Below are 24,604 nucleotides of genomic sequence, written 5' to 3'. Positions count from 1 at the left end.
AAGTATCGAGGTCGGTCAGTGACCGTCCTGGCGGCGATCCCACCGGTCATTCATTCGATCCATGAACGAGGCGGATTCCTGCCGCTTGGGAGCGGAACGCTCTCGGGGTTCAGCCGCGCTCGTTCGCCTCACGGGAGTGACGGCGACCATGACGCCGGCGAGCATCGCGGCGAAACCGACGACGCCGACGACGATGCCCCAGACGCCGCTGAGGATGACTCCGGCGACCAGACCGCCGACGCCGGCGAGCAGGAGGAGTGCACCGTAGACGAGATTTCGGTAGCTCAATGCTCGATCGCCGGACGGCGCGGTCACCACGTCGGCATCGTTGTGAAGGAGATGGCGTTCCATCTCGTCGAGCAGACGCTGCTCCTGTTCGGAGAGTGGCATTTCGTCCCCCTCGGGTATCGTGCCTTCTATTCTACGCGCGACGAGGCGTCCGGGGCTAGCAGTTCGGCGTCCCCTTGCTTTACGTATGCTGGGAGTCGTGTCGTACTCCTCCCCTGTACCCGACGCCGTCGCCGCACATCTCGATCGCTTCCTCGCGCGGATGCGCGACGAATCGATGGAGTACGGCCCCGATGCGTCATCCTTCCTCTCCGCCGCCGCCGCCACGCTGGACGGAGGCAAGCGGCTTCGTGCGCGGTTCTGCCATGCAGGTTGGCGCGCCGTGGCCAGGTTCCACGACCGTGATGCGACGGAGTCCGATGCTCTGTGGGACATCTGCACAGCACTGGAGATCTTCCAGTCGGCCGCGCTCGTGCACGACGACCTGATCGACAACTCCGACACCCGCCGTGGTCGCCCCGCAGCGCACCGTGCGCTCGAGGCATCGCACCGCGCCGCCGGATGGTCGGGAGATGCGGAGGCGTTCGGTCGGGCATCCGCCATCCTCCTGGGAGATCTCTTGGTCGCGTGGAGCGATGACCTGCTGGAGTCGGCGCTGGAGGGGCAGCCTCAGGCACTCACCGTGCGTTCCGAGTACGCCAGGATGCGAAGAGACGTCACCACCGGTCAGTTCCTCGACATCGCCGAGGAATCGGCGTGGAGCGTCAACGACGGCGGCCTCCATGCGGAACGGGCTCTGCGTGTGGCATCACTCAAGTCCGCCAGGTACAGCATCGAGCAGCCGCTGGTCCTCGGAGGAGCCTTCGGCGGAGCCGACGCGGATCAGATGGCGGCGCTACGCCGCTTCGGTCACCCGGTCGGCATGGCCTTCCAGCTCCGGGACGACGTGCTCGGCGTGTTCGGCGACGCATCCGTCACGGGGAAACCGGCCGGAGACGATCTGCGCGAGGGCAAGCGCACAGTGCTGATCGCCCTCACTCGGCAAACCCTCGACGCTTCCGCGCGCAATCTGCTGGACGAGATGCTCGGAGACACGGAACTGACGCCGCAGCAGGTGTCGTTCCTGCAGGCGACCATCACCGATTCCGGCGCGCTGGAACAGGTCGAGGCGATGATCGCCGACTATGCGCGCGAGGCTGATCGCGCACTATCGGGCGCCCGGCTCGACAACGCGGCCGTCGGCGAACTGCGCGAGCTCGCGCGGGCGGCGACGGTGCGTTCCTCCTGAGCGATCCTGCGGTCAGGCGAGGGTACGAGCGAGGCGTCGGACCGCGCTCTTGTGCCCGGCCAGCAGGGCGTCGATCGGCGAGCGACCGAGGCTCTCCTCGTCGGCGAGGAGCCAGTCGATCAGCTCGTCGTCCGTGAAGCCGGCATCCTGCAGGACGATCACCGTTCCGCGCAGAGAACTCAGCGGGTGTCCATCGACGATGAACACCGACGGCACCGCGAAGACTCCGCTGCGAGTGGATCCGACCAGGTAGTGCTCGTCGATCAGACGGCGCACACGGCCGAGGGGCTCGTCGAGCACCTCGACGAGGTCGGGCATCGTCAACCACTCGATGGCGGCAGCGGCAGGGGTTCCAGCAACGTTCTCAGACACGTTGCCCACTATCTCACCTCTGCGTGACCGTCGCATGTCGACCCTCCAGTCACATCCTTCACTTGCGTCACTTCAGTTGACTTCTGTTTACATCCGTGTCAGCGTGAAAAACTCGAAAAGGGGGCAAGCCTTGACATTCAAGACCGCCACGCGTCGAACGCGACATCTGCAGATCGGAGTGCCTGCGGCCGTGCTCGGCGCCCTCGCGACCACGCTCACCGCCGCACCGGCCAGCGCGGCTTCCCCCGTGGGCACCGCCACCGTCGAACGCGAGCGCCTCCTCCCCGTACGGGTGGCTCCCACCGAAGCGGCACCACCGAGCTACGTCGTCCAGCCAGGTGACACGGTCTCGGCGATCGCGACGCGCTTCGGGCTGCGCACCGTCGACGTCCTGACCTGGAACGGCCTCTCCTGGCGCTCCGTGATCCACCCCGGCCAGAGTCTGACACTCCACCCCGGAGCGGTCGCAGCCCCCGCCGCCGCTCCAGCACCCGCCGCCGCGGCCACGCACCAGGTCGTCGCCGGCGACACCGTGTACGCCATCGCTCAGAGATACGGCACGACCGTCGACGCCGTGCTCTCGGCGAACGGCCTCGACCGCGCGTCGATCATCTTCCCCGGTCAGAGCCTCGTCGTCTCCGGGAGCAGTGCGGCGGCCGCACCGGCAGTTGCTCCGGCTCAGATCCCCGCTCCGGCATCCGCCGCCACGCACACCGTCGCCGCAGGAGACACCCTGTTCGGCATCGCGCAGAGATACGGCACGACGACCCAGACGCTGTATGCCGCCAACGGGCTCGGCCCCTCGTCGATCATCTATCCCGGCCAGACCCTGTCCCTGCAGGGGGCGCCGACCCCCGCCCCCGCGACGACTGCTCCCGCCTCCACGGGCGGACAGCAGGCGACGACGCTCTCCGCGGAGCAAGCGGCCAACGCGGCGCTCATCATCCGCATCGGTCGCGAGATCGGCGTCAACGACCGGGCCATCGCCATCGCCCTCGCGACCGGGATGGTCGAGTCGGGGCTGCGCAACCTCGACTGGGGCGACCGCGATTCGCTCGGCATCTTCCAGCAGCGTCCGAGCACAGGGTGGGGAACCCCGGCGCAGATCATGGACGCGGACCGGAGCACACGCGTGTTCTACGGCGGTCAGAGCGACCCGAACGGACAGGCGACCCGCGGGCTCCTGGACATCCCCGGCTGGGACAGCATGCCCTTCACAGCGGCGGCGCAGGCGGTGCAGATCTCGGCGTATCCGGACAGGTACGGCCAGTGGGAGGCCCAAGCATATGCCTGGCTCGCTCTCTACAGCTGACGACATCCGGGAAAACCCGCAGGCCCGAGGGGTGAGGCGCTCCCCTGTCTTTCAGGCAGTTCTCCATAGAATTCTGACGTGACGACCAATCAGCAAGCCGACCCCCTCATCGGGCGGCTTGTCGACGGCCGCTATCGTGTGCGCGCCCGCATCGCCCGCGGAGGCATGGCGACGGTCTATGTCGCGACCGACCTCCGTCTCGAACGGCGCATCGCCCTCAAGGTGATGCACGCGCACCTCAGCGACGACTCGGCCTTCCAGAGCCGCTTCATCCAGGAGGCGAGGGCCGCGGCCCGCCTGGCGGATCCGCACGTCGTCAACGTGTTCGACCAGGGGCAGGACGGCGAGCTGGCGTACCTCGTCATGGAGTACCTGCCCGGAATCACGCTGCGCGAGCTCCTCCGAGAGCAGAAGCGCCTCACGCTCCCGCAGACCATCACGATCATGGACGCGATCCTGGCCGGTCTCTCGGCCGCACACCGCGCCGGAATCGTGCATCGCGACGTGAAGCCGGAGAACGTCCTCCTCGCGGAGGACGGCCGCATCAAGATCGGCGACTTCGGACTCGCACGAGCGACGACCGCGAACACCGCGACCGGACAGCAGCTGCTGGGGACGATCGCCTACCTCGCCCCCGAACTCGTCACCCGAGGCACCGCCGACGCCCGCAGCGACATCTACGCGCTCGGCATCATGCTGTACGAGATGCTGGTCGGCGAGCAGCCCTACAAGGGCGAGCAGCCGATGCAGATCGCCTTCCAGCACGCCACGGAGTCTGTCCCGCGCCCGAGCGTTCGCAACCCCGCCGTGCCGGAGCAGCTCGACGAGCTCGTGCTCTGGGCCACGGAGAAGTCCCCGGACGACCGACCGGACGACGCTCAGCAGATGCTCGAGCGCCTGCGGGAGATCGAACGCGACCTCGGCGTCACCCCGACGGCGGCCAGAGCCACGGCTGCGCAGCACAGCCACGGCGACTCCGGCGACCTCACCAAGGTGATGCCGGGAACCATGGTGATCGCCGACCCCACGGCTCCCGTCCCCGCCGCGCTCGACAATGCGACCCTCCTGCGGCGACGCGCGTCCAAGCGCCGCGCGCGCGGAGCGTTCCTCCTCACTCTCGTGCTCCTGCTGGCGGTGCTCGCCGGTGGTGTGGGCTGGTGGTTCGGTTCCGGCCCCGGCTCGCTGATCGCGGTGCCTGCCGTTGCAGGAGGCACCTACGACGCGGCCGCCTCCACGCTGACCGAGGCCGGCTTCGTCCCCGCGCGGAAGGACGAGTTCTCCATCGACATCCCCGCCGGGACCGTGATCGAGACCGACCCTGCCGAGGGTTCGCGACTCGACAAGGGCGCCTCGGTCACGGTGATCGTCTCTGCAGGACCCGCCGCGCACACTCTCGACCCCCTGAACGGACGCGCCGAGCAAGACGCCCGCGACTACCTCGACGGCCTCAACGTCAACGTCACGGACACGTCGCTGATGCTGTTCTCCGACGCCGACGCCGGCATCGTCATCAACGCCTATGTCACCCCGAGAGCCGGCGGAGAGGCATACATCTGCGGCGACGGCTGCGAGGTCTTCGAAGACGACACGGTGGAGCTGTACGTCTCGTCCGGCGAGTTCCCCGATGTCGCGGGCATGTCGATCGGCGAGGCGACCTCCACCCTCTCGGACAAGGGCCTCAGCGTCACCGCCGAGCCGCAGTACACGTTCAGCGACAGCGTCGCCAAGGATGTCGTCATCGGTGTGGCCGACCGCGCGGAGGAGGGCAACTGGCGGCCCGGCGACAACGTGCAGCTCATCGTCTCGAAGGGGCCGGAGCTGTTCCCCGTGCCCGACGTCTCGGGGAAGACCCTGAACGAGGCCAAGAAGATCCTCGCCGACAAGGGGTTCAAATCGACCTACGCCGCCTGGGGCGATCTGCCGGGCTTCGCCGAGATGGCGAGAGTCACCGGCCAGGATCCTGGTACGGACAAGTCCCTCCCCCGCGGCGGCACCGTGAACCTCTCGATCCAGCTGAGCGGCTGAGCGCTCCCGCGTCGGTTGCTGCAAGAGCACGAACCCACCGACGAAGGAAGCCGCCCTCCCCGATGATTCCGGGAGGGCGGCTTCTTTCGTCTTCGCGACGGGAGCGTCAGCGCTTCTCGAGCTCCTCAGCGACGAGGAAGGCGAGCTCCAGAGACTGCATGTGGTTCAGTCGCGGGTCGCACAGGCTCTCGTAGCGCGTGGCCAGGGCCGCTTCGTCGATCCGCTCCGACCCACCGAGGCACTCGGTGACATCGTCACCGGTGAGCTCGACGTGGATGCCGCCGGGGAACGTACCCACGGCACGGTGCGCTTCGAAGAAGCCTCGCACCTCGTCGACCACGTCGTCGAAGCGACGAGTCTTGTAGCCGGTCGGCGTGGTGATGCCGTTGCCGTGCATCGGGTCGGTGACCCACAGGGGCTGCGCGCCGGAGTCGCGAACTGCTTCGAGCAGGGGCGGAAGAGCATCGCGGATCTTGCCCGCTCCCATGCGGGTGATGAACGTCAGTCGGCCGGGCTCGCGCTCGGGATCCAGCTTGTCGATCAGAGCGAGGGCGGTGTCCGGCGACGTGGTCGGTCCGAGCTTCACGCCGATGGGATTGCGGATCTTGGAGAAGTAGTCGACGTGCGCGCCGTCGAGCTCGCGCGTGCGCTCTCCGATCCAGAGGAAGTGCGCAGACGTGTTGTACGGGGTGTCCGTACGCGAGTCGATACGCGTCATCGGGCGCTCGTAGTCCATGAGCAGGCCCTCGTGCCCGGTGAAGAACTCGACGCGCTTCAGCTCGTCGAAGTCCGCGCCCGCGGCCTCCATGAACTTGATCGCGCGGTCGATCTCGGCGGCCATGCGCTCGTAGCGCTGATTGGCCGGGTTCTGCGCGAAGCCCTTGTTCCACGAGTGCACCTCGCGGAGGTCGGCGAAACCACCCTGCGTGAACGCGCGGATCAGGTTCAGCGTGGACGCCGCCGTGTGGTAGCCCTGGAGCAGGCGACCGGGGTCGGCCGTGCGGGACCCCTCGGTGAAGTCGTAGCCGTTCACGATGTCGCCGCGGTAAGCCGGCAGCGTGACATCGCCACGGGTCTCGGAGTCGCTCGAACGCGGCTTCGCGAACTGTCCCGCCATGCGGCCCATCTTGACGATGGGCATCGAGGCGCCGTAGGTCAGCACGACGGCCATCTGCAGCACCGTCTTGATGCGGTTGCGGATCTGTTCGGCGGTCGCCCCTGCGAAGGTCTCGGCACAGTCGCCACCCTGGAGCAGGAATGCCTGACCGGATGCGGCGCGCGCGAGCCGGTCGCGAAGGTTGTCGACCTCGCCGGCGAAGACCAGAGGCGGAAGGGTCGCGATCTGCTGGGAGACGTCGGCGACGCGGTCCGCGTCGGGCCACTGCGGCTGCTGCTTGATGGGAAGCGAGCGCCATGCATCAAGGGCTTCGATGTGGTGCGGGAGCATGCGTTCCAGCCTAGTGGTCGCTGGTGCCGCCCAGATCCGCGCGAGGCCTATGTGACGCGACTCGGGAGCCGCTCCTTGACCGTCGAGGCGTAGACGTCTTCGTACTTCTGCTCACCGAGCCTCTGCAGGGCCACCATGATCTCATCGGTGACCGATCGCAGGATGTAGCGATCGTTCTCCATCCCCGCGTAACGGGAGAAGTCGAGAGGCTCCCCGATCACGATGCCGACGCGCACGATGCGCGGCAGCCGCCGACCGATGGGCATCGCCGTGTCGGTGTCGACCATGATCACCGGCACGACAGGGACCTTCGCCTCGAGCGCCATCCTGGCGATGCCGGTGCGCCCTCGGTAGAGCTTGCCGTCCGGGCTGCGCGTGCCCTCGGGGTAGATCCCGAGCAGGTCGCCTCCGCCGAGAACCTGGAGCCCCGTGTTCAGCGAGGCCTCGGAGGCCTTGCCACCCGATCTGTCGATGGGGATCTGCCCTGTGGCCTTCATGAAGAACTTCGTCGCCCAGCCTTTGATGCCGCGGCCGGTGAAGTAGTCGCTCTTCGCGAGGAAGGACATCGACCGGTCGATCACCAGGGGAAGGAAGATCGAATCGGCGAAGGAGAGGTGATTGCTCGCGAGGATCGCCGCGCCGTTCGCGGGCACGTTGTTCCGCCCCACGATCCAGGGGCGGAATACCGCCTTGACCACGGGGCCGATCACCACGTACTTCATCAGCCAGTAGAACATCGTGGTGAAGTCTAGCGCCGCGCCCGGCGTCTGTCGGAAGCCTCTTCCGGCGTCGAGCCCGCGAGCGACCCAGTTTCACCCAAGGCGCGACTCGGTTCCATGCCCTAGACTCGTAGCCAAGTCCGTGCCCGACCGGTACCGAAGGAGCTGCCGTGGTCCAGTTTGAAGTCCCTGCGATCGTCCCCGCCGATCCCGACGCGAACGTCGCCGACCTTCTGGTGAAGCGTGTCGAAGCCACCCCTGATCGTGCGCTGTTCTCGGTCCCCGAGGGAGACGGCTGGCGCGACATCTCCGCCGCGGACTTCCAGACGGCCGTGATCGCGCTCGCGAAGGGCTTCGCCGCTGCGGGCATCCGGCCGGGCGAGAAGGTCGGCTTCCTCGCACGCACCACGTACGAATGGACGCTCGTCGACTTCGCGCTCTTCTACGCCGGTGCCGTGATGGTGCCGATCTACGAGACCAGTTCGCCCTCGCAGATCCAGTGGATCCTCGAGGATTCCGGAGCGATCGCGCTCATGGTGGAGTCGCCGGAGCATTTCGCCCGTGTCGACGAGGTCCGCGGCGACCTTCCCCTGATCCGTGAGGTGTGGCAGCTGCACCTCGGAGCCATCGACACCCTGACCGCACAGGGCGCCTCGGTGACCGACGCCGAGATCGAGCGCCGGCGCAGTCTGGCGGTCGGATCCGACATCGCGACCCTCATCTACACGTCGGGCTCCACCGGGCGCCCGAAGGGATGCGTGCTCACGCACAGCAACTTCGTCGAGTTGTCCCGCAACTCGGCCAAGGCCCTTGATGAGGTCGTCCAGACACCCGGAGCATCCACTCTCCTCTTCATCACGACCGCGCACGTGTTCGCCCGGTTCATCTCGATCCTCGACGTCCACGCGGGAGTGCGCACGGGCCACCAGCCCGACACCCGCCAGCTCCTGCCGGCACTCGGATCGTTCAAGCCCACCTTCCTCCTCGCGGTCCCCCGCGTGTTCGAGAAGGTCTACAACTCCGCGGAGCAGAAGGCCGAGGCCGGCGGCAAGGGCAAGATCTTCCGCGCCGCGGCCGATGTCGCCATCGAGCATTCCAAGCTGCTCGAGGCGGGCAAGCCGATCCCCTTCGGGATGAAGCTCAAGTTCGCCCTGTTCAACAAGCTCGTCTACAGCAAGCTCCGCGAGGCCATGGGCGGCAACGTCGTCTACGCCGTCTCGGGCTCCGCTCCCCTCGGCTCGCGGCTCGGGCACTTCTTCCACAGCCTCGGCGTGGTGATCCTCGAGGGCTACGGCCTGACCGAGACCACCGCTCCCGCCACCGTGAACCTGGCCGACAAGTCGAAGATCGGCACCGTCGGTCCCGCGCTCCCCGGCGTCGGCGTGCGTCTCGCAGACGATGGCGAGATCGAGGTCCGCGGCATCAACGTGTTCAAGGAGTACTGGAACAACCCCGAGGCGACAGCTGAGGCCTTCAGCGAAGGCGGCTGGTTCCACACCGGCGACATCGGCAGCTTCGACTCCGAGGGCTTCCTGACGATCACGGGGCGCAAGAAGGAGATCATCGTCACGGCCGGCGGCAAGAACGTCGCCCCCGCGGCGCTCGAGGACCCGATCCGCGCGAACCCGATCATCGGCCAGGTGGTCGTCGTCGGCGATCAGCGTCCGTTCATCTCGGCGCTCGTGACGCTCGACCCCGAGATGCTCCCGACGTGGCTGGCGAACAACGGCCTCGACGCGAAGATGTCGCTCGTCGACGCCTCCAAGAACGAGGGTGTGCGCGCCGAAGTGCAGCGTGCCGTCGATGCCGCGAATGCTCGCGTCTCGCGTGCGGAGTCGATCCGCAAGTTCACGATCCTCGACTCCGAATGGACAGAGGCCTCCGGACATCTGACCCCGAAGCTCTCGATCAAGCGGAACATCATCATGAACGACTTCGCCGACGAGATCGCCGCGATCTACGACGAGCCCGTCGCGACGACGAACGTCCCGATCGGCGGCTGACGCGCCGAGATCGAAGAAGGGCCCCGCAGCTGCGGGGCCCTTCTTCATGCGCTGAGGATCAGAACCAGGCGCTTTCGCGCACCTCACGCATGGCGACCTTGCGCGTCTGCGGATCGAGACGGGTCAGGAAGAGCTTGCCGTCGAGGTGATCGGTCTCGTGCTGCAGCGCCTGTGCGAGCAGGCCGTCGCCCTCGAGGACGACGGGGTTGCCATCGAGGTCGATCCCCTCGACACGAGCCCAGGGATGACGCTGCGCGTCGTGCCAGAGTCCGGGGACTGAGAGGCAGCCCTCCCCCGTCGGCTCGGGCTCTCCGCGCACCTCGGTCAGGACCGGGTTGATCACGTAGCCGATGTCGCCGTCGATGTTGTAGCTGAAGGCGCGCAGAGCGACACCGATCTGGGGCGCAGCGACTCCGGCGCGACCGGGCAGCTCTACGGTGTCGACCAGGTCTGCCACCAGCGCACGCACTCCGTCATCGATCTCCTCGACCGGCGCACAGACCGCCCGCAGGACGGGGTCTCCGAAGATGCGGATCTCGCGGACGGCCATCAGGCGGCCTTGGCCCGCAGGCCCTCGACGAGCAGCGCGGCGAGTTCACGGGCTGCGATCCGCGTCTCCGGCAGGAGATTCGCGAACACGATGGTCCCTCCCCCGGCGATCTGCGGGTCATAGGGCACGCGGACGACGCTCCGCGCCCGAGTGGCGAAGTGCGCCTGCAACTCGTTCAGGCGCACGAGCGGCGTCCCCGGCGTCGACTGGTTGAGGACGACGATCGCCTCGCGCGCCTGCTCCTCATACCCGTTGGTCTCCAACCACGTGAGCGTCTCGGAGGCGAGCCGGGCTTCGTCGACGCTGAGACCGGAGACGATGACGATCTGATCGGCGAGATCGAGAGTCGCCGACATCACCGAGTGCACGATGCCCGTGCCCGTGTCGGTGAGGACGAGCGAGTAGTAGTGTGCGGCGACGCCGGCCACATCCCGGTAGTCGCTGTCGCTGAAGGCCTCTGCAATGCGAGGGTCGGCATCGGAGGCGAGGACGTCGAGGCGGGTCGCATCCCTCGCCACGATCGCGGAGATGTCGTGATATCCCTTGACGTCGTCGTGGATCCGGACGAGATCGCGCACGGACTTGCTGTGGTGCGGGCGCACGATGCGCTCCGCGAGCGTTCCGCGGTCGGGGTTGGCGTCGACCGCGATCACACGATCCTCGCGGGCGTCGGCGAGAGCCATGCCCAGCAGCGCGGTGATCGTCGTCTTGCCCACCCCGCCCTTGCGGGACAGCACGGGGACGAACCGCGCTCCCCCGGCCAGTGGCGCCGCGATCCTCGCCGAGAGCGCCTTCCGCTCCCGCGCACGGCGACCGTCGCCGATGTTGATGCGCCGACCGGAGACGGCGTAGAGGAAATGACTCCATGCCCCCTCGGGCTCCGGCTTCGTGATGCGGTGCGGGTCGAGCAGCCGGTCGGCGGTGAGCAGATCGGCGGACTCGCGCGAGGACTCGCCCAGATCGTCCAGGCGCTTCGAGGTCAGCGTCACATCCGCTCGCGCTGCCGCCCGAGCGGGCTGCGGTACGACGGACCTCTCTTCAGGAGTGGACACGGTGGTCTCCTTCTCGGTGGCCGCCTGCACGGCGGATGCCGGTGCCGGCGGAGCCGTCTCGATCTCGGACCGAGCTTTGGCGAGGAACTGGGCGGCGGCGACTTCCTCCGCTGCGTGCTGGTCGGCGGTGTCTCGATCGTCGGCGATCGTCTCGGACACCTGGTCATCGACGACGACCGCATCGACGACGGCATCCGCGACGGGGGCCGATTCGAGTGCCGTCACCTCGATCACGATCGGTTCGATGACGAGCGGCTCGTCGATCACGCCCGTGACGACAGCCGGTTCCGCAGGAGGCTCGACCTCTGACGCCGCCTCGACGACCTGCGCTTCGTCCGGCTCCGCATCCTGCGCGACGGCGGCTGCGGCTGCGGGCACGGGGTCGGGACGGGGTGCTTTCGGAAGCGACTTCGTCTTCGTCGTCGATCCCACGGCGGGGGGCGGATCGATCACGAGGTCGCCGATGACCTCGCCGTCGACCACGCCGTCGTCGGCGAGGTCATCGTCGTCGTCGCTCCTGGGCAGGGTCACGCTGACCTGGGCCGTCCCGCCGAGGATGCCGATCACTGCCGTGTCGAGAGACGCGGCTTCGTCGAGCACCCCCAGCGAGTTCTCCTCGGGGTCAGTGGTGTTCTTCGGTGTCACGATGTCGCTCCAAGCCTGCGCGGGCCTCGGGTGCACACGAATGCGCGGCCCTCGCCCGCACAAGATTAGTGCGCCGGGCGGATCACGACCAAAAGATCTCCTGCATCCACCTGCTGGGTCTCGGCGATCGCGTGCCGCTCGATGACGCCGTCGACGGGGGCGGTGATGGCCGCCTCCATCTTCATCGCCTCGATGGATGCGACGGGTTCGCCGGCCCGGACAGTGGCCCCGACCTCGGCCTTCAGAGTGACGACACCGGAGAACGGAGCGGCCACCTGACCCGGAACGGAGGTGTCGGCCTTCTCGACCTCGAGAGCGTCGACCTTGATCGAACGGTCGCGGACGAACACCGGACGCAGCTGCCCGTTCAGAGTCGTCATGACGGTGCGCATACCCTTGTCGTCGGCATCGCCGATGGCTTCGAGCCCGACGTACAGGCGCACACCGCGATCGATCTCGATCTGGTGTTCCTGTCCCGCGACGAGACCGTAGAGGTAGTCACTGGTGTCGAGCACCGAGAGGTCGCCGAACAGTTCCCGACGCTCGGCGAACTCCGCGGTGGGCGCGGGGAACAGCAGCGTGTTGAGGCGTGTCCGCCGCTCGGCGCTGGTTCCGGCGAGTGCTGCTTCGTCGTCTGCCGTGATCGCGGTGAGGCCGGTGCGCACGGAGCGCCCGGCGAGGACCTTGGTGCGGAAAGGCTCCGGCCATCCCCCGGGCAGGTCGCCGAGCTCGCCCGCCATGAAGCCGACGACGGAGTCCGGAACGTCGTACTTCTCGGGGTTCGCCTCGAAGTCGGCAGGGTCGGCCTTCACGGCCGCGAGGTGGAGGGCGAGATCGCCGACGACCTTCGAAGACGGCGTCACCTTGGGCACGCGACCGAGGATGCGGTCGGCCGCGGCGTACATGTCCTCGATGAGTTCGAAGTCGTCGGCGAGGCCGAGCGCCTTCGCCTGCTGCCGCAGGTTCGACAGCTGGCCGCCGGGGATCTCGTGGTGGTAGACGCGCCCGGTGGGGCCGGGAAGACCCGACTCGAACGGCGCGTACTGGCGACGGACCGCCTCCCAGTAGGGCTCGAGATCCGAGACGGCGTCGAGCGAGATCCCGCTGTCGCGCTCGGTGTGCGCGAGCGCGGCGACGAGAGACGACAGCGACGGCTGGCTCGTGGTTCCCGAGAGCGGCGCAGACGCGGCGTCCACGGCATCGACGCCGGCGGCACTGGCCGCGAGGAGCGTCGCGAGCTGACCGCCGGGGGTGTCATGCGTGTGCAGATGGACAGGAAGGTCGAATCGCTCGCGCAGTGCCGTGACCAGCTTGGCGGCGGCGGCCGGACGCAGCAGACCCGCCATGTCCTTGATCGCGATGATGTGCGCGCCCGCGTCGACGATCTGGTCCGCGAGGCCCAGGTAGTAGTCGAGGGTGTAGAGGTCTTCCGCCGGATCCAGCAGATCGCCGGTGTAGCAGAGCGCCACTTCGGCGACGGCGGTCCCCGTGTTGCGGACCGCCTCGATCGCTGGACGCATCTGCTCCACGTCGTTGAGCGCGTCGAAGATGCGGAAGATGTCGACGCCACTGGCAGCGGCCTCCGCGACGAATGCCTCGGTCACGGCCGTGGGGTACGGCGTGTAGCCGACCGTGTTGCGACCGCGCAGCAGCATCTGGATCGCCACGTTGGGCAGCGCCGCACGGAGTTTGTCGAGGCGCTCCCAGGGGTCCTCGCCGAGGAAGCGCAGCGCGACGTCGTAGGTGGCACCGCCCCATGCCTCGACCGAGAGCAGACCGGGAGTGAGCCTCGCCAGGTACGGCGCCGCGGCGACCAGGTCCTTGGTGCGCACACGTGTGGCCAGGAGCGACTGGTGCGCGTCGCGGAACGTGGTGTCGGTCACCGCCAGGGCCGTCTGCGCACGGAGGCTGCGGGCGAAGCCCTCAGGTCCCAGTTCGAGCAGGCGCTGGCGCGAACCCGGGGCCGGCTCGGAAGTCAGGTCGACGGCAGGCAGCTTGGTGACCGCGTCGACGACGCCGGGGTGGACGCCATGCGGCTTGTTCACCGTGACGTCGACCAGCCAGTTGAGGAGCTTCGTCCCGCGGTCCTTGGAGACACGGCCGCGCAGCAGCTCGGGGCGTTCGTCGATGAACGACGTGCTGACATCGCCCGCGATGAAGGCCTCATCTTCCAGGAGCGCCTGCAGGAACGGGATGTTGGTCGAGACGCCGCGGATGCGGAACTCCGCGAGAGCACGACGTGCGCGGGCGACCGCGGCGGGGAAGTCGCGCCCACGGCAGGTGAGCTTGGCCAGCATGGAGTCGAAGTGGGGACTGATCTGGGCCCCCTGGTGGACCGTGCCGCCGTCGAGGCGGATGCCGGCACCGCCGGGGGAACGGTACGTGGTGATCTTGCCGGTGTCGGGGCGGAATCCCTGCGTCGGGTCCTCCGTGGTGATGCGGCACTGCAGTGCGGCGCCGCGCAGATGCAGGTTCTCCTGCTGCAGGCCGAGGTCGGCGAGGCTCTGGCCGGAGGCGATCCGCATCTGGCTCTGCACCAGGTCGACATCGGTCACCTCTTCCGTGACCGTGTGCTCGACCTGGATGCGCGGATTCATCTCGATGAAGACGACCTCGCCGGTGCGCTCCCCCGCCGTCTCGAGCAGGAACTCGACCGTTCCGGCGTTCTCGTAGCCGATGGAGCGGGCGAAGGCGACGGCGTACCCGTGCAGGGCAGTGCGCACGCTGTCGTCGAGGTTCGGCGCCGGAGCGATCTCGACCACCTTCTGGTGGCGTCGCTGCACCGAGCAGTCACGCTCGAAGAGGTGCACGGTCTCGCCGGTCTTGTCGGCGAGGATCTGCACCTCGATGTGCCGAGGGCGAACGACCGCCTGCTCGAGGAACATCCGTGCGTCGCCGAAGGCGCTCGCGGCTTCCCGCATCGCCTCTGCGAGAGCGGGAGCGAGGTCGCCTGCGGTCTCGACCCGACGCATCCCGCGCCCTCCGCCGCCGGCCACGGCCTTGGCGAACAGCGGGAATCCGATGTCCTCGGCCTGCGCCACCAGAGCCTCGACGTCGTCCGATGCCTCGGTGGAGCGGAGGACGGGGACCCCGGCCTCGATCGCGTGACGCTTCGCCTCGACCTTGTTGCCGGCCATCTCGAGAACGTGGGCAGGAGGTCCGATGAACACGATGCCGTTCGCCGCGGCCTTCTCCGCGAGCTCCGGGTTCTCGGAGAGGAACCCGTAACCGGGGTAGATCGCGTCCGCACCGGACTCGAGCGCGACGCGGATGATCTCGTCGACGTTCAGGTATGCGCGCACAGGATGCCCGCGCTCGCCGATCTCGTAGGCCTCATCGGCCTTGAGCCGGTGCACGGAGCCGCGGTCTTCATGCGGGAACACCGCGACAGTGCGCGCCCCCACCTCGACCGCCGCACGGAAGGCACGGATCGCGATCTCGCCGCGATTCGCCACAAGGATCTTCTGGAACATGCACACCTCTGGGAGCTCGATGCGCAGCGTTTTCGATGCGCATGGGGCGGGGCTGAGTGTTCCCCCAGCCTAGGGGAAGGTAACGTGGTGTCCGTGCACGTACTCAGCGTCAGCTCTCTCAAGGGAGGCGTCGGCAAGACGACCGTGACACTCGGGCTGGCCTCAGCGGCTTTCGCCCGAGGAGTCCGGACTCTCGTCGTCGACCTCGACCCGCAGTCCGACGTCTCCACCGGGATGGACATCCAGGTGGCCGGACGTCTCAACATCGCCGACGTCCTGGCGAACCCGAAGGAGAAGGTCGTCCGGCAGGCGATCACCTCCAGCGGCTGGGCGAAGGTGCACCCAGGAACGATCGATGTCCTCATCGGCAGCCCCTCCGCAATCAACTTCGACGGTCCGCACCCGAGCGTGCGCGACGTGTGGAAGCTCGAAGAGGCGCTCGCATCCGTCGAGGCCGACTACGACCTCGTGCTCGTCGACTGCGCACCGTCTCTGAACGCGTTGACCCGCACGGCATGGGCGGCGAGTGACCGCGTCATGGTCGTCACCGAGCCCGGCCTGTTCTCCGTCGCCGCGGCCGACCGTGCCCTTCGCGCGATCGAGGAGATCCGCCGCGGCCTCTCCCCTCGTCTGCAGCCTCTCGGCATCGTCGTGAACCGCGTGCGCCCCCAGTCCATCGAGCACCAGTTCCGCATCAAGGAGCTGCGCGACATGTTCGGGCCCCTCGTGCTCTCCCCGCAGCTGCCGGAGCGCACCTCGCTGCAGCAGGCGCAGGGTGCCGCCAAGCCGCTGCACATCTGGCCGGGAGATTCCGCGCAGGAGCTCGCGGCCGACTTCGACCAGCTGCTCGACCGGATCATCCGCACCGGACGCATCGCCGTCCCCGAGAGCGGTCAGCAGAGCTGACCCTCTCGGACGCACACAGCGAAACGGCCATCCTCTTCGAGGACGGCCGTTTTCTGTATGACGCGAGAGGTCAGGCGGTGCGCTTGGTGCGACGCGCCGACAGTTCGTCGACGGGGTCGGGAGCGGTCGCATCGAAGGCGACGAGCGTCGACTCGACCTCGCGGAGCACCTTGCCGACGGCGATGCCGAACACTCCCTGACCACGGCTGACGAGGTCGATGACCTCGTCGTTCGAGGTGCACAGGTAGACCGAGGCTCCATCGCTCATGAGCGTGGTGCCTGCGAGGTCACGGATGCCGGCGCGGCGGAGCTCGTCCACGGCCGTGCGTATCTGCTGCAGCGAGATGCCGGTGTCGAGAAGGCTCTTCACGAGCTTGAGGACGAGGATGTCCCGGAAGCCGTAGAGCCGCTGCGAACCGGAACCGCTCGCTCCGCGGACCGTGGGCTCCACCAGCTCGGTGCGTGCCCAGTAGTCCAGCTGTCGGTAGGTGATGCCGGCGGCACGAGCAGCGACAGCGCCGCGGTATCCGACCTCATCATCCATCGCGGGAAGACCGTCGGTGAAGAGGAGTTCGGGTACGAACCGCGGGTCGCCTGTGAGCTCATCCGCATTCATCTGAAATCCTCCCTGGAACGGTTATCTTCCACGGTAGAGCAGTGCCTGGGCACCGGCAATCACATCCGTGGGACGGCGAAGGTGTGTCGCAATCAGTTCGTTACGAAAGCACTCGCGAGAGCGCGTCCTTGACGAAGAGCGAGCGCACTTCATCGATGCGCGAGGCGAGCTCGGGGGCGAGCTCGCTGGCCTTCGCACGGGAGGCGGCGTCGGTCCTGCGCAGCAGCGCGGACATGGCCGATTCGATGAGGGCGACCTCGCGTTCGGCGCCCTGGCGCAGCGAGCGGAGGTGCCGCGGCTCGATGCCGTGACGATCCAGTCCGACGAGACCGCGCAGCAGCGTGACCGTCGCCTCGGGGTAGCTCTCCTGAGCGGTGATGACGCCGGTGCTGATCGCGTCGTTGAGAAGCTGGGGCCCGGCTCCGGCAGCAGCCAGGAGCTCGTCGCGGCGATAGCGGCGCGGGGTCGGAGCGATGGACGGCGGCGGCACGAGCGCGGTCGCATCCCCGCCGGCGTCGGCTTCATCGAGCTGTTCGCGGATCACGCTCAGCGGCAGGTAGTGGTCGCGCTGCAGCGTGAGCCCGAGACGCAGCCGCTCGATGTCGGAGGCCGAGAACTTGCGGTAGCCGGACTCCGTGCGAGACGGGGTGACGATCCCCTGCACCTCGAGGAAGCGCAGCTTGCTGGAGGTCAGGTCGGGAAACTCCGGGGTGAGCCGTGCGAGCACCTGGCCGATACTCAGCAGGCCCGCGGACGCAGAGCGTTCGCGGGCGGGAGAGGCCGCCATCAGGCGTTCGCCGCCAGGCGGTCGTGCGGAGAGGCGAAGAAGTTCAGTCGGAACTTGCCGACACGGAGTTCGGAACCGTCCACCAGCGCGCTGCGGTCGACGCGCTCACCGTTGACGTACGTGCCGTTGAGCGAACGCTGATCGATGATCTCGAACGTCGACCCGGTGCGAGTGATCTCCGCGTGACGACGCGAGACCGTCACATCGTCGAAGAAGATGTCGGCCTCGGGGTGACGGCCGACGGTCGTCACGTCGGTGTCGAGAAGGTATCGCGCTCCGGCGAGAGCGCCGGAACGGACCAGCAGAAGCGCCGATCCCGCGGGCAGAGCGGCGATCGCCGTCTGCTCGACGTCGGTGAGTTCCACTCCGAACGGCACGAACGACAGATCGGAATCATGTCCGAACGTCTGCGTAACGTCGTGTCTCTGCTCACCGGAACGGTGGATCGCGGCTTCTCCGGCCGGTCGGCTGTCGCTGTCAGTCACTGTGCCCTCCTGATTGTCCAGACTAACGGATGCCGAGCCGCTCGCGGGAGGCCGCTTTCACACTCAGCGGTCCCATACCGAGGATTCATAGGCTGTACTCGTGAAGACCAAAGCTCTGAGCCGCTCGGCTGCCCCGATCGCCCTCGCCGCGACACTGCTCGCCGCCTTTCTCGTTCTCCTCTCCCCGGTTTCGGCTTCGGCGCACGACGCGCTCGTCTCGTCGTCGCCGGCGGCTGATGAGTCGGTCGACGTCGTGCCCGCCACGCTGACGCTCACCTTCAGCGCGAAGCTGATCGGCGGCGAAGGCTCCACCGAGGTGGTCGTGACCGACCCCGACGGCAACCAGGTCACCGACGGCCCGGCGGCCGTCGACGGCGCGATCGTCACCCAGCCGCTGAAGGGATCGGGACCGGCCGGCGCCTACCACGTGATCTGGAAGGTCGTCTCCAGCGACGGGCACCCCACGTCGGGCGAGTACTTCTTCACGGTGACGGTCGGCGACGCAGCGACCACGGATGAACCCACCGCGGCACCGACGACGGCCGCGCCCACCGCGGAGCAGACCGCCGCTCCCGAGGTCACCAGCGCGCCGAGCACGGACGCAGACGACTCCGCCGGCACCTCCGCGGCGATCTGGATCGTCTCGATCGTCGCCGTCCTTGTCGTCGCCGGCGTGGTCGTCTGGATCGTCATGAGCCGCCGTCGCGGCACGACTCCGACCGATTCCGACCCGTCCTCCGAGCGATAGGCTTAAGGCATGCCACACTACGACGTCGTCATCCTTGGTGCAGGTCCTGGCGGATACGTCGCTGCGGTTCGCAGCGCGCAGCTCGGTCTCTCCACCGCCATCATCGAGGAGAAGTACTGGGGCGGTGTCTGCCTCAACGTCGGCTGCATCCCCTCCAAGGCGCTCCTGAAGAACGCGGAGCTCGCACACACCCTGAACCACAAGGCGGAGTTCTTCGGTATCTCCGGCGAGTTCACGATCGACTTCGGCAAGGCCTTCGACCGCAGCCGTGAGGTCGCAGAGGGCCGTGTCAAGGGCATCCACTTCCTGATGAAGAAGAACAAGGTGACCGAGTACAACGGTCGCGGCACCTTCACCGGTCCCAAGGCGATCTCGGTCGCCAAGGCCGACGGCCAGGTCGAAGAGGTCACCTTCGACAACGTCATCATCGCCACCGGCTCCAAGGTCCGTCTGCTGCCGGGTGTCACGCTCAGCGAGAACGTCGTGACGTACGAAGAGCAGATCATGACCCGTGAGCTGCCCGAGTCGATCGTCATCGTCGGCGCCGGCGCCATCGGCATGGAGTTCGCCTACGTCCTGACGAACTACGGCGTCAAGGTCACGATCATCGAGTTCCTCGACCGTGCGCTGCCCAACGAGGACGCCGATGTGTCGAAGGAGATCACGAAGCAGTACAAGAACTACGGCGTCGACATCCTCACGTCGACCAAGGTCGAGTCGGTCGTCGACAACGGCTCCTCCGTCACCGTCACCTACACCGGCAAGGACGGGCAGCAGAGCTCGATCGAGGCCGGCAAGGTGCTCATGTCGGTCGGATTCGCCCCGAACATCGAGGGCTTCGGCCTCGAGAACACCGGAGTGAAGCTGACCGAGCGCGGCGCCATCGACATCGACGACCACATGCGCACCAATGTCGAGGGCATCTACGCCATCGGCGACGTGACCGCCAAGCTGCAGCTCGCCCACGTGGCCGAGGCTCAGGGCGTCGTCGCTGCCGAGACGATCGGCGGCGCGGAGACCCAGACGCTGGGCGACTACCGCATGATGCCGCGTGCGACGTTCTGCTCTCCGCAGGTCGCGTCGTTCGGTCTCACCGAGCAGCAGGCCAAGGACGAGGGGCGCGAGATCAAGGTCGCCACCTTCCCGTTCATGGCGAACGGCAAGGCGCACGGCCTCGGCGAGCCGGTCGGCTTCGTCAAGCTGATCGCCGACGCAGAGCACCTCGAGCTCATCGGCGCCCACATGATCGGCCCGGACGTGTCGGAGCTCCTGCCCGAGCTGACGCTGGCTCAGAAGTGGGATCTGACGGCACTGGAGCTGGCCCGCAACGTGCACACGCACCCGACGCTGTCGGAGGCGCTGCAGGAGGGCTTCCACGGCCTCGCCGGCCACATGATCAACTTCTGATCTCTTCCTCCCGAAGGCCCGGTCCGCGATACGCGGACCGGGCCTTCGTGCGTCCCTGAGCGTGGGTCAGAGACCGCGCATCGTGAGCAGCCCCGCCGTCCACCCGCGCAGCGGCGCGGATCCGAGCGCCCGCATCAGCAGTTCCCTGCCGCGCACGATCGTGGCGGATGCCGGAGCACCCATCGACATGTAGAACGACGAGCGGCGCTGCGCCCGCGCCACCGATCGGTGCGCCTCTCGCGCGAACGCCGAGAAGTCGGGGGTCCGGCTCGGCAGCACCCGTGCGAGCTCTGCGGCGAGACGGACGGCATCCATCCATCCGAGGTTCATCCCCTGCCCGCCGATCGGGCTGACCTCGTGCGCGGCGTCGCCGAGGAGCACGATCCTCCCCCGATGCAGCCTCGTCGCCGTGTGCTGCGCGGCGACGAACGACGCGGGTTTCAGGTCGGGCGCGAGTTCGAGGTCGATTCCCGTGCGCATCTGGATCGCCGCCCGGAAGTCCTCGATGCTGCCGAGGACACCGCTCCCCGTATCCCGCACCACCCATCGCCGGCGCCCGCCCGGGAGGGGGAACGACTCGACGAGACCCTCCGGTTCGCAGTGCAGCACGGCACGTGCGTCCGGTGTCGCATCGACCGCGTCTGCCATGGCATAGGAGGCGCGTCCCGCGCGGGGGCGCCACCCGGCACCCACCTCGTCGCGGAATCGACTGCGCACGCCGTCCGCGACGACGACGACGCTGGCCGAGAGCTCGTGCGGCCCCTCGGCGGAGTCGGCCGTGACCCGCACGGCATCCGCGCTCTGGCAGATGCTGCGCACGGTGCATCCGCAGATCAATGCGTCCGCGGAGAGCGAGTGCAGCCGGGCGCGCAGCAGGGCGTCCGTTCGCGGCTGCGGAAGGATCAGGACCGGGCGATCAGGGGCGAAGGTCAGCGACGCCAGACTCCGTCGACGGCTGCGCACCTCGCCGCCCTCGAGCCGCAGCGCCTCCGCCCGCACCGCGGTGCCGATGCCTGCGGTATCCAACGCTTCGAGCCCCGGGCGGTGGATGCCGATGGCCCTGGTCCGATCGTCGGCGTGCGTCCGGCGTTCGCAGACCTCGACCCGCATCCCGTCCTGCACCAGCAGACAGGCCAGCAGCAGGCCGACCGGCCCCGCGCCGACGATCAGCACGTCATGGTCGGGCATGATCACCCTCCCACCGCAGTTCCAGGCGAGAGGGCACACCCCCGCGGACGGTCCACCCGGCAGGGGCGATCGCGGCGAGCTCGGCGGCTGTGTACGAGCGGCGGATGCTGAGGAGGCCGTCCTCGCGGATGAACGAGTCCGCCAGCAGCGTGGTCGAGATGGTCCAGGTGGCCGCGGCGAACAGCGCGTAGGCGGTGCGGCTGCGTGCGATGTCATGATGCGACACCAACCCGCCCGGAGCGACGAGCTGCACGGAATCGCTGAGCACGGTCGTGAGTTCGGCGTCATCGAGATGGTGCAGCACGTGATTGGACAGCACCACGTCGTAGGTCTCGCCCGCGGCCACGAGTTCGGTCGTCAGGGCGCGGCGATACCGGATGCCCGCGCCGCCGTCGTGCGCCGACGCCCAGCGGATCGCCCGCTCGTCCGCGTCGAGAGCGGTGATCTCCGCGTCGAGACCGTCCTGACGCAACCGCCAGGCGAGCAGCCGGCAGAGGTCTCCCCCGCCCGCCCCGACGTCGAGGATCCGCAACGGCCGGGAGCGCTGCGCGCGCGGTCGGATGTCGCGTCGGTACAGGGCCCCCGGCCGGGAGACCAGGGCGTTCACGAACCCGAACCGTCCGTAGGTCCGCGCCAGCATCCGTGCGTCGGCGTGCGGATCGTCCATCAGCTCGCGAGCCTCGGCGTCCCGCGTCGTGAGGTCCGGCCTCATGACCCGGGCGAGGCGACGACGGTCATCAGCGCGCTCTCCGCCGTCAGACCGGGACCGAACGCCATCGCGGAGACCCGGTCGCCGTCGCTCGCCCCCTCCACCTCCAGGATGCGCTTGAGGACGAACAGCACGGTCGCACTGGACATGTTGCCGTTCTCCCGCAGCACGTCCCTGGCCGGGTGCAGCTGCGCATCGCTGAGGCGTAGTCGCTCCTGCACCTTGTCGAGGATGCTCCGCCCGCCGGGATGGATGGCCCAGTGCTGGACCGCATCCCCCACGCTTCCGGCCTCGAAGGCCTCGCCGAGACCCTCCTCGGCGCCGTACAACGGCCGGAGCGCACCGATGATCGTCTCTCCGATGATCTGCGGGACGGCCGTGGAGAGGATCATCTCGAAACCGGTGTCGCCGATCGTCCAGGCCATGTCCTTCTCCCCCTCCGGCGCGATGGCGGTGTGGAAGCGGTCAAGGCGCAACCCGGTCGACGCGGACGGGAGATCGCGCGCGGTGACGATCCCGGCGGCCGCACCGTCGGCGAACAGGGACGACGCGACGATCGTGTCGGGATTCTCCGAGGAACGCAGGTGCAGAGTGCACAGCTCGACGCTCACGACCAGGACCACGGCGTTCTCATCCGCGGCGCAGAACTGACTCGCCGCCCGGAGCGCAGGCATCGAGGCGTAGCAACCCATGAAGCCGAGGTGGAAACGCTGCACCGCGTCGGACAGCCCGAGCGCACGCACGATCTCGTACTCCGGCCCCGGGGCATGGAACCCGGTGCAGGAGACCGTGATGACGTGGGTCACATCGGCCGGCTCGAGGTCAGGGTCGGAGTCGATCGCCCGCCGGGCGGCCTCGACGAAGAGCTTCGTGGCCTCTCGGGCGTAGAAGTCGTTGCGCGCCTTGGTGCCGGGGGCGAGCAGCATCCCCGATCCGCGGTCGAAGAACACGGGGTCTGTCGCTTCGGAATCCAGCGACAGCTCGTCGATCACGGTGTGCCGGGTGTCGATGCCCGAGACGTTGAACGACGTCGTGACGATGCGCTGCGCCAGCCGCCCGAGGCCGGGCTGCTGCGCGAAGACGTCACGCACCTGATCCTGGACGAGAACGGTATCGGGGACGATCGTCTGCAGCGATCGAAGCACAGGCGGTCGGCTCATGGTGCCACTCAAGCACTGCGCACCGCCCGGGGGGAAGGGGTTGCGCGCGACCGCGGTCTGCCCTAGAAGCCGAGCGCCCTGGCGAGCTTGGAGTCGGATGCCGCTTCGCGGCCTCCGGCAGCCAGCACCGCCTGCTCCACCGCCGCGAAGAACGCGGTGCGTCCCGCCTCATCAGCCGGCGCCGCGGGCCCCAGCTCCATCTCCCACTCACGCCATTCGCGTTTCACGTTCTGGCGCAGGTCGCTCGCTCGCACCCGGTCGTCGACGAACTCGGCGACGACGCCGTCCGGGCCGGTGAGCAGATAGGCGGTGCGGTCGTTCTCGATGCGGGCGAGTGGGGTGAGCGGTGCGCTCGTCCACTCCGACACGGTCGTGGCGACCGCAGAGGGGAGCGCGTCGCCCTCCCCTAGAGGCCAGCCGAGCTCGAGTCGACCGTCTCCCTGTCGGGGACCTTTCACATGCCAGCCCTCGTCGGGCCCGCCGGTGCGACGACGCAATGCCACGCCGGCGCGCGAGAGCGTGCCGTCAGCGGTGTCGAAGTACTGGGCGTCCAGCGTGCGCAGCACACCGGGGCTGACCGTGTCGACGCCCGGGAGCGCCTCCCATCGCGGCAACGGGGTCTCCGGATCGACGTCGTACTTGCGCTCGACCTCGACCGTGCGGGAGGGCTCAGTCATCGTCGAGCGTGAGGTCCTCGAGAGACTCTTCAAACCAGTAGTCGATCTCCGTGGGGCCGTCGGCGGGGCCGGTGTTCTGCGGCTCGCCGCGGCGGTTGTACACCACCTGCGTCTCGCTGTAGGGAACGATCAGCTTGTCGTCCGCGTCGCCGAGGGGGATGATCTGCCCGTCGAGCGGGCCGCCGTGAAGTCGTGCGAGTGCCATGTGCTCAGGGTAGCGCCGTCGTCGCGGTATCGGTGCGAGGCAGACGGAATCAACCGAGGACGACACCGAGAAGGGCGCCGGCGATCATCCAGGGACCGAAGGCGATGCGGGTGGAGCCGTTCGCTCTCCGCAGCAGGATGAGCACGAGCGCGTAGAGCGCTCCCAGCACGAAGGCCGCGGCCGCCCCGATCGCGAGTGCCTGCCAGCCGTGCCAGGCCAGCACCAGCCCGATGACGGCGGCGAGCTTCACGTCTCCGCCTCCCATCCCTGCACGGCTGAGCGCCCGCAGCACCGCATAGAAGCTCCCGAGGATCACCATTCCCAGCAGGGCACGAACGAGCGGTGCCCCCTGCCCCGTGGCCAGGGCGTCGACGGCGACGAGCGCGAGCAGGCAGCCGAGCGTCGGCAGCACGATCCTGTTCGGGAGGCGATGCGTGCGGGCGTCGATCACGATGAGCCACGCGCCGACGCCGATCAGTGCGGCGTGCACGAGGGCGATGAGGGCGAGCCGGATGTCCATCCCCGCAGGTTAGGAGATCGGC

23 protein-coding genes are annotated in these 24,604 nt (G+C 68.3%); 7 read left to right on the top strand and 16 right to left on the bottom strand.

From position 1 onward, the window contains the following. Positions 1-15: 15 nt before the first annotated feature. Entirely contained in the window at positions 16-390 is a 375-nt protein-coding gene (locus ASD13_RS06625; protein WP_017830219.1) for a DUF3040 domain-containing protein, read from the bottom strand. Positions 391-487: 97 nt separating this feature from the next. Here ASD13_RS06625 and ASD13_RS06620 point away from each other — a divergent pair, with 97 nt between their 5' ends. Next, positions 488-1,576: a polyprenyl synthetase family protein gene (locus ASD13_RS06620; protein WP_200942464.1), complete on the top strand. Its 1,089-nt coding sequence runs from the start codon at positions 488-490 to the stop codon at positions 1,574-1,576. Positions 1,577-1,588: 12 nt separating this feature from the next. On the opposite strand, the gene ASD13_RS06615 is transcribed toward ASD13_RS06620, so the two are convergent. Next, positions 1,589-1,957, bottom strand: coding sequence for an Rv2175c family DNA-binding protein (locus ASD13_RS06615; RefSeq protein WP_327037748.1), 369 nt, complete (start codon positions 1,955-1,957; stop codon positions 1,589-1,591). Between the two features lie 121 nt (positions 1,958-2,078). On the opposite strand from ASD13_RS06615, the gene ASD13_RS06610 reads away from it, so the two are divergent. Next, complete coding sequence (locus ASD13_RS06610) at positions 2,079-3,260, top strand: muramidase family protein (protein ID WP_055867315.1); 1,182 nt, start codon at positions 2,079-2,081, stop codon at positions 3,258-3,260. 78 nt (positions 3,261-3,338) lie between these two features. Then, positions 3,339-5,285 carry a Stk1 family PASTA domain-containing Ser/Thr kinase gene (pknB, locus tag ASD13_RS06605; RefSeq protein WP_055867312.1) on the top strand — a complete coding sequence of 649 codons (1,947 nt, stop codon included), beginning with the start codon at positions 3,339-3,341 and terminating at the stop codon, positions 5,283-5,285. A gap of 106 nt (positions 5,286-5,391) precedes the next feature. On the opposite strand, the gene ASD13_RS06600 is transcribed toward pknB, so the two are convergent. Both ASD13_RS06600 and ASD13_RS06595 read right to left on the bottom strand, forming a co-directional pair. After that, complete coding sequence (locus ASD13_RS06600; protein ID WP_055867309.1) at positions 5,392-6,732, bottom strand: class II 3-deoxy-7-phosphoheptulonate synthase; 1,341 nt, start codon at positions 6,730-6,732, stop codon at positions 5,392-5,394. Positions 6,733-6,779: 47 nt separating this feature from the next. Further along, entirely contained in the window at positions 6,780-7,469 is a 690-nt protein-coding gene (locus ASD13_RS06595; RefSeq protein WP_017830213.1) for a lysophospholipid acyltransferase family protein, read from the bottom strand. Positions 7,470-7,621: 152 nt separating this feature from the next. On the opposite strand from ASD13_RS06595, the gene ASD13_RS06590 reads away from it, so the two are divergent. Further along, positions 7,622-9,454, top strand: a complete 1,833-nt coding sequence (locus ASD13_RS06590) for an AMP-dependent synthetase/ligase (RefSeq protein ID WP_055867306.1) — start codon at positions 7,622-7,624, stop codon at positions 9,452-9,454. Positions 9,455-9,512: 58 nt separating this feature from the next. Here ASD13_RS06590 and def read toward each other — a convergent pair whose 3' ends face one another. From def to ASD13_RS06575, 3 genes are all read right to left on the bottom strand, one after another. Continuing rightward, entirely contained in the window at positions 9,513-10,004 is a 492-nt protein-coding gene (def, locus tag ASD13_RS06585; RefSeq protein ID WP_017830211.1) for a peptide deformylase, read from the bottom strand. Beyond that, complete coding sequence (locus ASD13_RS06580; RefSeq protein ID WP_055867304.1) at positions 10,004-11,701, bottom strand: MinD/ParA family ATP-binding protein; 1,698 nt, start codon at positions 11,699-11,701, stop codon at positions 10,004-10,006. Before ASD13_RS06580 ends, def begins: the two co-directional genes overlap by 1 nt. 65 nt (positions 11,702-11,766) lie before the next feature. Then, complete coding sequence (locus tag ASD13_RS06575; RefSeq protein WP_055867301.1) at positions 11,767-15,174, bottom strand: pyruvate carboxylase; 3,408 nt, start codon at positions 15,172-15,174, stop codon at positions 11,767-11,769. Between the two features lie 93 nt (positions 15,175-15,267). Between ASD13_RS06575 and ASD13_RS06570 the strand changes: the two genes are divergently transcribed. After that, the gene (locus ASD13_RS06570) at positions 15,268-16,080 is read left to right on the top strand and encodes a ParA family protein (protein ID WP_028501500.1); all 813 of its coding nucleotides are present in this window, start codon (positions 15,268-15,270) and stop codon (positions 16,078-16,080) included. 70 nt (positions 16,081-16,150) lie between these two features. On the opposite strand, the gene ASD13_RS06565 is transcribed toward ASD13_RS06570, so the two are convergent. The 3 genes from ASD13_RS06565 to ASD13_RS06555 all read right to left on the bottom strand — a co-directional run bounded on the left by ASD13_RS06565 (position 16,151) and on the right by ASD13_RS06555 (position 17,968). Beyond that, a complete protein-coding gene (locus tag ASD13_RS06565) occupies positions 16,151-16,696 on the bottom strand; it encodes a MerR family transcriptional regulator (protein ID WP_055867298.1) in 546 nt (181 codons plus the stop codon). Between the two features lie 100 nt (positions 16,697-16,796). Continuing rightward, complete coding sequence (gene ftsR / locus ASD13_RS06560; protein ID WP_055867295.1) at positions 16,797-17,483, bottom strand: transcriptional regulator FtsR; 687 nt, start codon at positions 17,481-17,483, stop codon at positions 16,797-16,799. Then, entirely contained in the window at positions 17,483-17,968 is a 486-nt protein-coding gene (locus tag ASD13_RS06555; protein WP_017830205.1) for an FHA domain-containing protein, read from the bottom strand. Before ASD13_RS06555 ends, ftsR begins: the two co-directional genes overlap by 1 nt. A gap of 100 nt (positions 17,969-18,068) precedes the next feature. On the opposite strand from ASD13_RS06555, the gene ASD13_RS06550 reads away from it, so the two are divergent. Both ASD13_RS06550 and lpdA read left to right on the top strand, forming a co-directional pair. After that, on the top strand, positions 18,069-18,716 hold the full coding sequence (locus ASD13_RS06550) for a copper resistance CopC family protein (RefSeq protein WP_055867292.1): 648 nt from the start codon (positions 18,069-18,071) through the stop codon (positions 18,714-18,716). Between the two features lie 9 nt (positions 18,717-18,725). Continuing rightward, the gene (gene lpdA / locus ASD13_RS06545) at positions 18,726-20,123 is read left to right on the top strand and encodes a dihydrolipoyl dehydrogenase (RefSeq protein WP_017830203.1); all 1,398 of its coding nucleotides are present in this window, start codon (positions 18,726-18,728) and stop codon (positions 20,121-20,123) included. 66 nt (positions 20,124-20,189) lie between these two features. Here lpdA and ASD13_RS06540 read toward each other — a convergent pair whose 3' ends face one another. From ASD13_RS06540 to ASD13_RS06515, 6 genes are all read right to left on the bottom strand, one after another. Then, entirely contained in the window at positions 20,190-21,311 is a 1,122-nt protein-coding gene (locus tag ASD13_RS06540) for an FAD-dependent oxidoreductase (RefSeq protein ID WP_055867288.1), read from the bottom strand. Then, positions 21,298-22,023 carry a methyltransferase domain-containing protein gene (locus tag ASD13_RS06535; RefSeq protein ID WP_055867285.1) on the bottom strand — a complete coding sequence of 242 codons (726 nt, stop codon included), beginning with the start codon at positions 22,021-22,023 and terminating at the stop codon, positions 21,298-21,300. Before ASD13_RS06535 ends, ASD13_RS06540 begins: the two co-directional genes overlap by 14 nt. Next, on the bottom strand, positions 22,020-23,180 hold the full coding sequence (locus ASD13_RS06530) for a type III polyketide synthase (RefSeq protein WP_235562484.1): 1,161 nt from the start codon (positions 23,178-23,180) through the stop codon (positions 22,020-22,022). Before ASD13_RS06530 ends, ASD13_RS06535 begins: the two co-directional genes overlap by 4 nt. A gap of 62 nt (positions 23,181-23,242) precedes the next feature. Further along, positions 23,243-23,857 (bottom strand): CYTH domain-containing protein, encoded by a 615-nt coding sequence (locus ASD13_RS06525; protein ID WP_055867277.1) that lies wholly within the window; start codon positions 23,855-23,857, stop codon positions 23,243-23,245. Further along, positions 23,850-24,062, bottom strand: a complete 213-nt coding sequence (locus ASD13_RS06520) for a hypothetical protein (protein WP_017830198.1) — start codon at positions 24,060-24,062, stop codon at positions 23,850-23,852. The genes ASD13_RS06525 and ASD13_RS06520 overlap by 8 nt, the downstream gene beginning before the upstream one ends. A 49-nt stretch (positions 24,063-24,111) precedes the next feature. Further along, entirely contained in the window at positions 24,112-24,582 is a 471-nt protein-coding gene (locus ASD13_RS06515; RefSeq protein ID WP_055867274.1) for a prepilin peptidase, read from the bottom strand. Positions 24,583-24,604 lie beyond the last annotated feature (22 nt).

It is taken from the genome of Microbacterium sp. Root1433D1 (genome assembly GCF_001426835.1).
Taxonomy (GTDB): Bacteria; Actinomycetota; Actinomycetes; order Actinomycetales; family Microbacteriaceae; genus Microbacterium; species Microbacterium maritypicum.
The sequence above is the reverse complement of the archived record's forward strand: the minus strand, read 5'-3'. Positions and strand labels throughout refer to the sequence as shown.